The organism is Pseudomonas sp. Fl4BN1, from assembly GCF_009908285.1.
In the GTDB taxonomy this organism is placed as follows: Bacteria; Pseudomonadota; Gammaproteobacteria; order Pseudomonadales; family Pseudomonadaceae; genus Aquipseudomonas.
The window spans coordinates 112180-125231 of the sequence record NZ_JAAARM010000020.1; the positions used below are offsets into that span (position 1 = coordinate 112180).

Sequence of the window (13052 nt, forward strand, 5' to 3'; positions counted from 1 at the left end):
CGCCAGGCGGGTTTTTATTCCGGGGTAACGACCTATTCCTGCGAGTCCGGATAAAAACCTCGCTGGGCAAACAGCTCGCGCAGCTCATCCAGCACCTGCGGATCCTCGATGGTTGCCGGCACCGGCACCGACGGACCGCGGGCCAGGCCTCGAATGGTCTTGCGCAGGATCTTCCCGGAACGGGTCTTGGGCAAACGCTTGAGCACCAACACCTGGCGCAACGATGCCAACGCCCCGACGCGCTCGCGCACCCGCTCGATCAGCTCCCGCTCCAACTGCCCAGGGTCAATTTGCGCATCCTGCTTGAGGACCACAAAACCCACCGGCACTTCACCCTTGAGCACATCGTCCAGGGCCACCACCGCGCATTCGGCCACCGCCGAGTGCTCGCCCAGGGCCTCTTCCAGGCTGCCGCTGGACAGGCGATGGCCGGCCACGTTGATCACATCGTCGATACGCCCCATGACGAACACATACCCCTCGGCGTCGACGTAACCGCCATCACCGCTCAGGTAATAGCCGGGAAACGTGCTCAGGTAGCTGTCGACAAAGCGCTGGCGGTCGCGCCACAAGGTAGTGAGGACGCCAGGCGGCAATGGCAGGCGCAGGACGATATTGCCCGGCTCGCCGCAGGGCAGCGGATCACCCTGGTCGTCGACAATCGCCAGGTTGTAGCCAGGCACCGGTAAACCGGCGGACCCCGGCTTGATTGGACAGTGACAAGCATCGTGCGGGGTGCTGACGATCGGCCAGCCGGTCTCGGTCTGCCACCAGTGATCGATCACCGGGCACGCCAGGGACTGATCCAGCCAATCGTAGGTGGCAGGGTCCAGCCGCTCCCCCGCCACATACACCGCCTTCAGGCAGGACAGGTCGTGGCCCTCGCGCAATGCGCCGTGGGGGTCCTCGCGCTTGATCGCGCGAAAGGCGGTCGGCGCGGTGAAGAACACGTTGACCCGGTGCTCGGCGATCACCCGCCAGAACGCCCCGGCATCGGGGGTGCGCACCGGCTTGCCCTCATAGAGCAAGGTGGTGCAGCCGCGAATCAGTGGCCCGTAGACGATATAGGAATGCCCCACCACCCAACCGATGTCCGACGCCGCCCAGAACACTTCCCCGGGCTGGGCATCGTAGACCGCCTGCATGCTGTAGTTGAGGGCCACGGCATGCCCGCCGTTGTCGCGGACCACACCTTTGGGTTTACCGGTGGTGCCCGAGGTGTGCAGCACATACAGCGGATCGCCGGACGCCAAGGCCACAGCCGGCACGGCTTCGGCGCAGGCCATCAGCGTCTGCCAGTCGGCATCGCGCCCGGCACGCAACTCGGCGGCGGCTTGCGGCCTGGCCACGACCACCACATGGGCCGGCGGCTGTGCCACCGACTCCAGGGCCTTGTCCACCAGCGGTTTGTAGGCCACCACGCGTTCGTACTCGATGCCGCAACTGGCGGTCAGCAGCACCTTGGGTTGGGCATCGTCGATGCGCAAGGCCAGTTCAGCCGCGGAAAAGCCGCCGAAGACCACCGAATGCACCGCCCCCAGCCGGGCGCAGGCGAGCATGCCGATCACCGCCTCCGGGATCATCGGCATATAGAGAATCACCCGGTCGCCCTGCTCCACGCCCAGGGCCCGGAGCATGCCGGCGCAGCGAGCCACCTGCTCGAGCAATTGCCGATAGGTGAAGCGCCGTTGCTGCCCGGTGACCGGGGAATCGTAGATCAGCGCCAGCCGCTCGCCGTTCCCGGCCTCGACATGCCGGTCCAGCGCCAGGTGGCAGGTATTCAATTGCCCATCGGCAAACCATTGGTAGTGTTCGCGGCTTTGCTGCTCGAAGATCTGCTGGGGAAAGCGCATCCAGTCGAGCAACCGGGCCTGCTGGCGCCAGAAGTCTGTGGGGTCGTCCTGGGCATGGGCGGAGGCGGTCAGGTAGGCATTCATTGCGCGTTGTCCTGTTCTTGTTAGAGGTCCGAAGGCCGCACCGCAGTGTAGCGGTCGGCGCAGGCCTGCCCCTTATGCTGGGGACAAGGCCTCTTCCCTGCTTGACCCTGCACCACAGTTTTTTGACAGCGCAGGTCCCAGGGCAACGACTCGGCGAGCGCCGAGCGCGTTCGCGCATCCGGATGCTCATGCTTCCTGGACCACCTCCGGGCTGTCCAGGAAGCCTGGAGCGACAGCAGCCAGTGCCTCACACCGCGACATTACGCACGGGCGGTTTGCTCCGCTGACGGGTTTCCCAGTCCTTGGCCAGGCCCACCTCGGCCTCGGACGGGGGCAGCATCTTGCGTCCACGCACCAGGTCGCTGGCACGCTCGGCAAGCATGATCGTCGGTGCGTTGAGGTTGCCATTGGGCTCGGTTGGAAATACCGAGGAGTCAATGACGCGCAAGCCTTCGAGGCCCCTTACCCGCAGTTGCGAATCGACCACCGCCATCTCGTCCTCGCCCATGCGGCAGGTGCCGCAAGGGTGGTAGGTGCTCTCCAGGTTGGCGCGGACGAAGGCGTCAATCTCGGCATCGCTGTTGACCTTCGGCCCTGGGGCAATCTCGCCATCGCGGAAACGGTCCATCGCCGGCTGCCCGATGATCTCCCGGGTCAGCCGTACGCAACGGCGAAAGCCCTCGCGGTCCTCTTCGCGCTGCAGGTAGTTGAACTGAATCTGCGGGTGGGTATAGGGGTCGGCCGAACGAATCCGTACATGACCACGGCTCTTGGGCTTGTTGGGCCCGGTGAGGACCATGAAACCGTGCCCCTTGATCGGCTTGTTGCCGTCATAGCGCATCGCCGCGGGCAGGAAGTGGAACTGGATGTCGGGCCAGCGCAGCCCCTGCTCGGAGCGGATGAAACCGCCGGCCTCGAAATGGTTGGTCGCGCCCAGCCCGTCCTTGAACAGCAACCAGCGCAAGCCGATCAACAGTTTGCTCAGCGGGTCCATCTTGTTGTTCAGCGTCACCGGTTCCTTGCAGCCGAACTGGATGTAGATCTCCGCATGATCCTGCAGGTTCTCGCCGACCCCCGGCAGTTCGTGGCGAACCTCGACCCCGGCCTGGTCCAGCACCGCGGCCGGACCGATACCCGAGCGCTGCAGCAGGTGTGGCGAACCGATCGGCCCCGCCGAAACCAGGACTTCGCGCTTGCAGCGCACCTCATGGGTGACCCCTTTGCAGTCGTAGAGCACGCCCACCGCACGCTTGCCCTCGAGGATGATGTTGCGGGTCATGGCCTTGGTCACCACCGTCAGGTTCGGTCGCTCCATGGCTGGGCGCAGGTAGGCATTGGCCGTCGAGCAGCGCACGCCGTCCTTGACGGTCATGTGCATGGCGCCGAAGCCTTCCTGCATGAACCCGTTGCAGTCGTCGGTCTTGATGTAGCCCGCCTGGGCACCCGCTTCCACCCACGCCCCGTACAGCGGGTTCTGCATGTGGTTGCCGTTGGTGGTGTGCAGCGGGCCGGTCGCACCCCGGTAGTCATCGCCGCCGGCCTCGTAGTGTTCGGCACGTTTGAAGTACGGCAGGCAATGGCGGTAGCCCCAGCCATTGGCCCCCTGCTCTTCCCACTCATCGAAGTCGTAGGCGTGGCCACGGATGTACACCAGGCCGTTGATCGACGACGAGCCGCCCAGCACCTTGCCGCGCGGGCAGTGGATCTGGCGCCCGTCAAGGTAGGGCTCGGGGTCGGTTTCATAGCGCCAGTTGTACTTGGTGGTGTTCATCGGGATCGAAAAGGCGCTGGGCATCTGGATCACCACACTGCGATCACTGCCGCCGAACTCCAGGACCAGCACCGAGGTGGTCGGGTCTTCGCTCAAGCGGTTGGCCAGTACACACCCGGCGGAGCCCGCGCCGATGATGATGTAGTCGTATTGTTGAGTCGCCATGGTTATCTCCCGAAAGTCGTGTTGCCAAGTGGCGGCAGCGAGGGCTGGGCATGCCGGTCCCCGGTGGTGTAATGCGGATTGCTGGCCTCGATCTGCTGGATCACGGTTTCTTCGCGCTTGAGATCAAGCGAACGGCTCAACCAGTAGTACGCCAGGGCCGAAACGATCAGCCCGACCAGCCAGGCCACGTCGATGTTGCCCAGTGCCTTGGCCAGTGGGCCGACATAGACTTCGCGCTGCTCGACACCGTCGAAGATGTAGAAGAACGGAATCATCGCGATGAAGCCGATGGCGTACGCCGCAATTCCGCGCAGGCCCCAGTTGCCGTAGATGCTGCCGTGGGGTTGGAAGAAGTGCGGAATGGCGTAGCGCCCTTTGCGCACGAAGAAGTAGTCCGTGAGGTTGACTGCGGTCCAGGGCACCAGGAAGTACAGCATCACCACCAGGTAGATCCCCAGTACCGACAGGCCGGAACCGGAACTCTGGATGCTCAGCGACACCGCCAATTGCAGCAGGATCACGAAGATGATCGCCAGGACCCGCGCCTTGCGAGTCGGCTCGATGTGAAAGATCGAGTCGACACAGGTCAGGGTGGTCAGCTTGGCGCTGTAGATGTTCATCGCGATCACCGGCAGGAACGCCAGGATAGTCACCACCACGACCGCCGTGCCGACCAGGGGCGACACGGTATTACCCACCTGCCCGAGGGCCACCAGGACGTCGGCGGTGTGCAGGTGCTCGGCCAGCCAGCCGCCCACGGCGATCATCCAGGCACCGGACAGCGAAGCGCCGAGGAACACCACGGCGATCAGCTTGCCGCCCGGCGTGTTCTTCGGCAGGTAGCGTGAGTAGTCGGAAACATAAGGCGCATAGGCAATGTTGTAGCTGGCCGCCGCCGCGAACTGGGTAATGAAACCGGTCCAGTTGAAGCCCAACGGCAATGGCGCGACTTCACCGGCAGCCAGTACCGGCAGCGGCGCATCGGGCACCCAGCGCATCATCACGGCCAGGGTCACCAAGCCATACAGCGGCAGCGACAGGTACAGCGCCCACTTGAAGCTGCGGTGCATCCAGTCATGCCCGAGGATCGCCAGCACCGCCGCCGGTACCGTAACCGCCAAGGCGATGGCGATGGGACTGAAACCGAACAGCGAGTGCAATCCCTGCATCATCAGGACCAGGTTGACGATGTTGAACCCGGCGAACACGAACAGCGTCGCCAGCAGCACCAGGATCACCCCACGATAACCGAACTGCGCACGCGACTGGATCATCTGCGGCAACCCCAGGTGGGGCCCCTGGGAACCGTGGAAGGCCATGAACAAGGTGCCGAACATGATGCCCAGGGTGCCGGCCAGGGTGGTCCAGAGTGACGTCAGGCCGACACTGGGACCGACGAAACCGATGGTCATGGTGAAGAACGTGAAATTGCCCAGGAACCAGAACGGGCCCTGGCTGCGGAGTTTGTCAGTGCGCTCGCTTTCAGGAATGAAGTCGATCGAATGCCCTTCGACGGCCGAATGGCTGCCGTGGGCACTCGCACTGTTGGCGGCTTTGGATTGGGTCTGCATGATGAGGTCTCTTGTTATTGTAAAAACCATGCGAGTGATAATCACCCGAGCGCCGCTGCACGCGAGGCGGCCGGGCGCAAGCCCGGCCCTGGCTCAGGGCAGCGTGATCCAGACCGCCTTGGTCTCCAGCAGAAACTCCAGTTGTTCCGCTCCCAGGTCCTTGCCGAACCCGGATTGCTTGTAGCCGCCGAAGGGCATCGACGGGTCGATGGTGCCGTGGGCGTTGACATACACCGCACCGGCCTGCAGCCGCGGTATCAGGCTGTGGACACGCCCCAGGTCGTTGGAATAGAGCGCGGCGGCAAGCCCGAACGGCGAGTCGTTGGCCAGGGCCAGGGCTTCTTCATCCTCGTCGAAAGGTGCGGTGACCAGCACCGGGCCGAAGATCTCCTCCTGGACGATGCGCATGTCGTTGCGGCAATGGGCGAAGATCGTCGGTTCGACGAAGTAGCCAGGCCCGGCGACCGGGTTGCCACCGTAGTAGAGCTCAGCGCCTTCGCGCTTGCCGATCTCGATATAGTCCATCACCCGCTCCTTCTGCAGCGCCGAAACCATCGGGCTGATGAAGCACTCGGGATCCATGCCGGGAGCCATCTTCAAGGTCCTGGTGTAGGCCACCAGTTCGCGGAGGAACGAGTCATAGACGCTGCGGTGGATATAGGCACGAGTGCCGGCATCGCAGACCTGTCCAGAATTGAAGAATACCCCGTTGGCCACGGCCCGGGCGGCAGCTGGCAGGTCGGCATCGGCAAATACGATGACCGGCGACTTGCCGCCCAGCTCTAGCGTCAGGCGCTTCATTTCATCCACCGCGGCACGCCCGACGGTGCGCCCTACCGGGGTCGAGCCGGTGAAGGTCAGCTTGTCGATGCCTGGATGGCTCGACATCGCGGCACCCACCACGCTGCCGCGCCCGGTGACGATGTTGATCACTCCATCCGGAATGCCCGCTGCCTGCACCAACTCGGCAAAACGCAGGGCGGACAGCGAGGTCAGCTCGGCCGGCTTGACCACCGCGGTGCAGCCGGTGGCCAGGGCGGCGCCGAGTTTCCAGGCCATGGTCTGCAACGGGAAGTTCCAGGGCACGATGGCCCCCACCACGCCGACCGGTTCCTTGCGGGTATAAGCCAGGTAATTGCCTGGCAGCGAAGGCTCGACGGTGCGCCCGTGAATCTTTGTCGCCCAGCCGGCGAAATAGCGCAGGGTGTCCACCGTGCCCTGCAGGTCGACCTCTTGCGCGGCAACCACCGACTTGCCCATGTCGATCGATTCGATCTGCGCCAGCTCCAGGGCATTGGCCTCGATCAGGTCGGCCAGGCGGTGCAGCATGCGCTCACGCTCCTGGGGTTTGGCCTGGCGCCAGGCACCACCGTCGAACTGCTCGCGGGCGGCCTTGACGGCCCGATCCAGATCGTCCGTGGTGCCCATCGGGATGCAGGTGATCCGGCCTTCGGTCGAAGGCTCGATGACCTCGGAGGTCTGACCATCGCTGGCCTCGACCCACTGGCCACCGATGAACATTCTTTGTGGCTTGGAAAGGAAAGCCTGAGTGGCCTCCAGGACACCGTATTGCTGCAGGTACTGCTTGACGATTACGTCCATTCTGACTGTCTCCGGACGGCGCTGGTCAGCGCGGTCGGTTGCTCGATGATCGGCTCGTACCGGGGCTCAATACCCGGTGTGCGCGCGGCTTAGCGCAAGCGGGCCTGGGCGCGCTCGTGGAAGATGAAGCCAAGGCTGTTGAGCAGGAGCTGGGCGGCAAGGATCGAGGTCACGCCCGCCGGGTCGTAGACCGGGGCAACCTCCACCAGGTCCATGCCGACGATGTTGCCCTGGCAGCGCTTGGCCAGGGCCTGGATGATTTCCAGCACCTCGTAGTAGAGGAAGCCGCCATGGCTGGGGGTGCCCGTACCTGGTGCGATGGACGGGTCGAAGCCGTCAATGTCGATGGTGATGTAGTAGTTCACGCCCTGGGGGATCAACTCCAGCACGCCGTCGGTGCCAAGCCGGCGGACGTCGCGCACCGAGAGGATTTTCGAGCCGGCGGCATGGGCCGCTTCATAGTCGTCACGGTTGGACGAGGAGACGTTGCGGATGCCCATCTGGGTCATGCCGACAATGTGCTCCATCTCCGAGGCACGGCGCAGTGGGTTGCCGTGGCCATAACGCACGCCATGGCGCTCATCGACGAAGTCCAGGTGCGCGTCGAAGTGGATGATGTGGATCGGCCCCCGCCCCTCGTATGCCTTGATCACCGGGGCGTGCACCGAGTGGTCGCCACCCAGTACCACGGGCATGGCACCGGCATCGAGGATCTTGCGCACGGCGTATTCGATGTTGTCGTTACTGGCTTGCATATCGGTGTGGACGATATCGGCATCGCCGACATCGACCATGGTCATGTCATCGGCGGTCAGGTACAGCACATCGTCTTCATGATCGTAGGCACCGGAGTGGCCGAAGGAGAACAGCGTCGATGCCTCGCGGATGCCCCGTGGCCCGAAACGGGCGCCCGAGCGCCACTGGGTGCCCATGTCATTGGGTGCACCAAGGACCGCAACATCAGCCTTGAGGGTGTCCCAGTCAGTACACGGCGGGGATTTGGCAAAGGTGCAGTGCCCGACGAAGGGCAGGTTCAGGCGACCGGATTCATAGCCATTCTTCGACATAGTGGTGTCACTCCGATTATTGTTTTTAGGTGGACGGCCAGGCCCAGGGCCAACCGTCGCTGGAGGGACTATGGGCGCTGCTATTCATGGAGAAAATGCGCAATATCAGATATTCATATCGGCTCGCACGATGTAACGAGCTGCCGGAGGTGGGGAGTGATTCAACTGCATGATGTCGACCTGAAACTGCTCAGGGTGTTTGCGGCAATCGTCAAATGCGGAGGCTTTTCCGCGGCCCAGGCGGCGCTGAATGTCGGCCAGTCGACCATCAGTGAACAGATGACTCACCTGGAGACCCGGCTCGGGGTCAAGCTCTGCCTGCGCGGTCGCAGCGGCTTTCGCCTGACCGAGCAAGGGGTGGCGATCCACGAGGCGACCCAGCGCCTGCTCTCGGCGGTGGAGCACTTCTGCCTGGATGCTGACGTGCTCAAGCAGCACATCAGCGGCCAGCTCAACCTGGGCATCATCGACACCACCATCACCGACCCGGATTCGCCGCTGCCCAGGACCACCCAGCGCTTTGTCTCCCGTGGGCACGATGTGCACCTCAACGTCTACGTCGGCAGCCCGGCGGAGCTGGAGGAACGGGTGCTCGACGGGCGCCTGCACCTGGCCATCGGGCACTTCCCGACCCGGGTTCCGGGGCTGTTGCACGCGCTGCTGTATCACGAGGCACTGGGGTTGTATTGCGGGCGGCGCCACCCGCTGTTCGGCAGCAAGGTCGAGCAGCCCGCCCTGCTGGACGAGCTGGCCCATAGCCGGATCGTGGTGCGCGGCTACATGCAGCAATACGACCTGGAGCACCTGGGCGTGAGCAAGGCCGCGGCGACGGTGGACAACATCGAGGCGCTGGCGATCCTGATCATCTCGGGGGCCTATGTCGGTTTCCTGCCGATGCACTTCGCCGCCCAGTGGGTGACCACTGGAGAAATGCAGCAACTGGCGCCGGTGAGCATGGGGCTGCTGTCGCCGTTCGACGTCATCACCCGACGCAGCAGCGCACCGCCGCCGATCCTGCAGACGTTCCTGGAGGACCTGGCAGCCTGTTCACGGACCCTGCTCAGGACCTGAGCACAAGGAGAAGAGGGACGGCTCAGCCGTTCCCGCCACCCCGCACCTGCTGCTCGGCGTGATAGGAAGAGCGCACCAGCGGGCCGGACGCCACGTTGCTGAAACCCATCCTCGCCCCCTCTTGGGCAAACCACGCAAAAGTCTCCGGGTGCACGAAACGCTGCACCGGCAGATGGCTGCGCGAAGGCTGCAGGTACTGGCCCAGGGTGAGCATGTCGACCTGATGCTCGCGCAGGCGCTGCATCACCTCAAGCACTTCATCGTCGGTTTCCCCCAGGCCGAGCATCAGCCCGGACTTGGTCGGCACTTGCGGCACTCGCAGCTTGAAGCCCTGCAGCAAGTCCAGCGACCACTCGAAGTCCGAGCCCGGCCGTGCGGCCCGGTACAGGCGCGGCACGGTTTCCAGGTTGTGGTTGAACACGTCCGGCGGCTCCTGCTCGGTGAGGGCCAACGCGACCTCCATGCGCCCACGGTAGTCCGGCACCAGGGTCTCCAATTGGATTCCCGGCGACCGCTTGCGGATTTCCCGCAGGCAATCGACAAAGTGCCCGGCACCGCCATCGCGCAGGTCGTCACGGTCCACCGACGTGATCACCACGTACTTCAGGCGCAGGTCGGCGATGGCAATCGCCAGGTTCTTCGGCTCGTCGGCGTCCAGCGGCCTGGGCCGGCCATGGCCGACATCGCAGAACGGGCAACGGCGGGTGCAGATGTCGCCCATGATCATGAAGGTCGCCGTACCGCCGGAGAAACACTCCCCCAGATTCGGGCAGGCGGCCTCTTCACAGACGCTGTGCAGCTTGTGCTTGCGCAGCAGTTGCTTGATCCGCGCCACCTCGGGCGAGACCGGGATGGCCACGCGAATCCACTCGGGTTTGCGCGGCAGGTCTTCGGTGGGCAGGATCTTCACCGGAATCCGCGCCACCTTCTCGGCCCCGCGCAGTTTCACTCCGGGTTGCAGCGGCTGCGGCCCGGCAGAGGTCAACGGACTTTGGGTCATGTCTGGGCTCCAGAATAAGGCGCGGCCTGCCACGGCTCGCGCGCGTGCTCAACCACGGTAATAGCGCTGCGGTACAAAGGGCGTCTTGACCACGTGCATCGGCAACGCCTTGCCACGTACCAGGGCGAAGACCTCGGTCTCCAGCGCGCTGTAGCCGCTCTCGACATAACCGATGGCCAAGGGACCGTCGAGGCTCGGGCCAAAGCCGCCGCTGGTGACCCTGCCGATCACCCGCTGCTGCGCATTGACGATCTGCGCGCCTTCACGCACCGGCGTGCGTTCGCTGGGCAGCAGGCCGACGCGCTTGCTCGGTACGCCCTGCTCCTGCTGGGCGAAGATCCGCTCGGCACCGGGAAAACCACCTGCGCGTGCCCCTCCAGGACGACGTGCCTTGGACAGGGCCCAGGCGAGGCTGGCCTCGATTGGAGTGAGTTGCGCATCCATGTCGTGGCCGTACAGGCACAGGCCCGCTTCCAGGCGCAACGAGTCCCGTGCGCCCAGACCGATGGCCTGCACCTCGGGCTCGGCCAGCAACGCACGCGCCAGGGCCTCGGCCTCGGCCACCGGCACGGAAATCTCGTAGCCATCCTCGCCGGTGTAGCCAGAGCGGCTGACATAGCACGGGATCCCCCGCACCCGGACCTCGGCGAACTGCATGAAGGTCATGGCTTGCACCTGTGGCGCCAGGCGCCCCAGCACCTGGGCGGCCTGGGGCCCCTGCAGGGCGAGCAAGGCCCGGCTGGCGAACAGTGATTCCACCTCGCAACGCCCTTGCAGATACTGCTGCAGATGCGCCAGGTCCTGCTCCTTGCAGCCGGCGTTGACCACCAGCAACAGTTCGTCGTTGCCCAGGTTGGCGACCATCAGGTCATCGAGAATACCGCCCTCGCTGTTGGTGAACAGGGCATAGCGCTGCATGCCCACGGGCAGGTCGATGATGTCCACCGGCACCAGGCTTTCCAGGGCCTGCGCCGCCCAGGCACCGTGCAGGCGGATCTGGCCCATGTGCGAGACGTCGAACAGGCCCGCCTGTTCGCGGGTGTGCAAATGCTCCTTCATCACCCCCAGCGGGTACTGGACCGGCATGGCGTAGCCGGCGAACGGCACCATGCGTGCGCCAAGCTCCAGGTGCAGGGCATGCAACGGGGTGTGCAGCAGTTGTGGATTGGACATGGAGACTCCTTGAATAAGTTGAACCGGCGCCTGCGCCTGCGCTGCTGCGCGATGCCGGCTACAGCGCACACGCCTGCGGGCATTGGCCACGCGGCGCCGGGCCGACGCTGATCGCCGGGGCCCAGCGCCACGATCAGGCCGCGTAGACCGGGAAATCGGCGCACAGGGTCGCCACCTGGCGGGCGACATTGGCCTCGACATCGGCATCACCGAGGTGGTCGAGAATGTCGCAGATCCAGGTCGCCAGGGCCCGGCACTGCGCCACCTTGAAGCCACGGGTGGTCACCGCCGGCGTGCCGATGCGCAGGCCGGAAGTGACGAACGGCGACTGCGGGTCGTTGGGCACGGCGTTCTTGTTCACCGTGATGTGCGCGCGGCCCAATGCAGCGTCCGCGTCCTTGCCGGTGATGCCCTGGCGAATCAGGCTGACCAGGAACAAGTGGTTGTCGGTACCGCCGGAGACCACGTCGTAGCCTCTCTGGATAAACACCTCGGCCATGGCCTGGGCGTTCTCGATAACCTGCGCCTGATACTGCTTGAAGCCGGGGTCCAGGGCCTCCTTGAAGCACACCGCCTTGGCCGCGATCACATGCATCAGCGGCCCGCCCTGCCCGCCTGGGAACACCGCCGAGTTGAGTTTCTTCTCCAGCTCCGGATCGGCCTTGGCCAGGATCAGGCCACCGCGTGGGCCACGCAGGGTCTTGTGGGTGGTGCTGGTAACCACATCGGCGTAAGGCAGCGGGTTGGGATACAGGCCGGCAGCGACCAGGCCGGCGACGTGCGCCATATCGACAAACAGATAGGCCCCGACCTTGTCGGCGATTTGCCGGAAACGCGGGAAGTCCAGGGTCTTCGAGTAAGCGGAGAAGCCCGCGATGATCATTTTCGGCTGGTGTTCCACCGCCAGGCGCTCGACCTCGTTGTAGTCGATCAGCCCGGTGGCGGTGTCGATACCGTACTGTACCGCGTTGTACAGCTTGCCGGAGAAACTCACCTTGGCGCCGTGGGTCAGGTGCCCGCCGTGGGCCAGGCTCATGCCCAGCACGGTGTCGCCGGCCTGCAACAGGGCGAGGAACACCGCGGCGTTGGCCTGGCTGCCGGAGTGCGGCTGGACGTTGGCATAACCGGCGCCGAACAACTGCTTGGCGCGGTCGATGGCCAGTTGTTCGACCACATCGACATGCTCGCAACCACCGTAGTAGCGCTTGCCTGGATAACCTTCGGCGTACTTGTTGGTCAGCTCGCTGCCCTGGGCCTGCATCACCTGGGGGCTGGTGTAGTTTTCCGAGGCAATCAGCTCGATATGGTCTTCCTGGCGGCGGGCTTCACCGCGAATGGCAGAGGCCAGTGCTGGGTCAAAATCGGCCAGGGTCAGGTGGGTATGGAACATGCTCGGTTTCCTTTTTTATTCGGGTAATGGGGCTGGAGCTGGGTGTAGGGCCCGGCGCAAGTCCGGGCCTTGCCTTCAGGCGTCCTGGTAGCTTTCGATCGACGGGCAGGCACACACCAGGTTGCGGTCGCCGAACACGTTGTCGACCCGGCCCACCGGCGGCCAGTACTTGCCATCAACCAGCGACGCCACCGGGTACACCGCCTGTTCGCGGCTGTACGGGTGGGACCATTCCCCCACCAGCTCGGCCGCAGTGTGCGGGGCGTTTTTCAGTGGGTTGTCGTCCTTGTCCAGCAGGCCGCTTT

The 13052-nt window shown here is 64.7% G+C and carries 10 protein-coding genes; 1 reads left to right on the top strand and 9 read right to left on the bottom strand.

Features of this window, described 5'->3' with window-relative positions; all coding sequences use genetic code 11:
* Positions 1 to 32 precede the first annotated feature (32 nt).
* The 5 genes from GV818_RS21810 to speB form a co-directional block, all read right to left on the bottom strand.
* Positions 33 to 1937, bottom strand: coding sequence for an acetate--CoA ligase (locus tag GV818_RS21810; RefSeq protein WP_161777493.1), 1905 nt, complete (start codon positions 1935 to 1937; stop codon positions 33 to 35).
* A gap of 247 nt (positions 1938 to 2184) precedes the next feature.
* Positions 2185 to 3873 (bottom strand): choline dehydrogenase, encoded by a 1689-nt coding sequence (betA, locus tag GV818_RS21815; RefSeq protein ID WP_161756342.1) that lies wholly within the window; start codon positions 3871 to 3873, stop codon positions 2185 to 2187.
* A gap of 2 nt (positions 3874 to 3875) precedes the next feature.
* Complete coding sequence (locus tag GV818_RS21820; protein WP_161756341.1) at positions 3876 to 5444, bottom strand: purine-cytosine permease family protein; 1569 nt, start codon at positions 5442 to 5444, stop codon at positions 3876 to 3878.
* Positions 5445 to 5537: 93 nt separating this feature from the next.
* Positions 5538 to 7046, bottom strand: coding sequence for an aldehyde dehydrogenase family protein (locus GV818_RS21825; RefSeq protein WP_161756340.1), 1509 nt, complete (start codon positions 7044 to 7046; stop codon positions 5538 to 5540).
* A gap of 89 nt (positions 7047 to 7135) precedes the next feature.
* Entirely contained in the window at positions 7136 to 8113 is a 978-nt protein-coding gene (gene speB / locus GV818_RS21830) for an agmatinase (protein ID WP_161756339.1), read from the bottom strand.
* Between the two features lie 156 nt (positions 8114 to 8269).
* Between speB and GV818_RS21835 the strand changes: the two genes are divergently transcribed.
* Positions 8270 to 9184 carry a LysR family transcriptional regulator gene (locus tag GV818_RS21835; protein WP_161756338.1) on the top strand — a complete coding sequence of 305 codons (915 nt, stop codon included), beginning with the start codon at positions 8270 to 8272 and terminating at the stop codon, positions 9182 to 9184.
* A 22-nt stretch (positions 9185 to 9206) separates the two neighbouring features.
* Here GV818_RS21835 and lipA read toward each other — a convergent pair whose 3' ends face one another.
* The 4 genes from lipA to GV818_RS21855 all read right to left on the bottom strand — a co-directional run.
* Entirely contained in the window at positions 9207 to 10184 is a 978-nt protein-coding gene (gene lipA, locus GV818_RS21840; RefSeq protein ID WP_161756337.1) for a lipoyl synthase, read from the bottom strand.
* A gap of 48 nt (positions 10185 to 10232) precedes the next feature.
* Positions 10233 to 11357 (bottom strand): glycine cleavage system aminomethyltransferase GcvT, encoded by a 1125-nt coding sequence (gcvT, locus tag GV818_RS21845; RefSeq protein ID WP_161777494.1) that lies wholly within the window; start codon positions 11355 to 11357, stop codon positions 10233 to 10235.
* A 133-nt stretch (positions 11358 to 11490) separates the two neighbouring features.
* Positions 11491 to 12747, bottom strand: coding sequence for a serine hydroxymethyltransferase (gene glyA, locus GV818_RS21850; protein ID WP_161777495.1), 1257 nt, complete (start codon positions 12745 to 12747; stop codon positions 11491 to 11493).
* Positions 12748 to 12822: 75 nt separating this feature from the next.
* Positions 12823 to 13052, bottom strand: a 230-nt coding sequence (locus tag GV818_RS21855) for a hypothetical protein (protein WP_161776431.1), incomplete at its 5' end; no start/stop codon positions are given.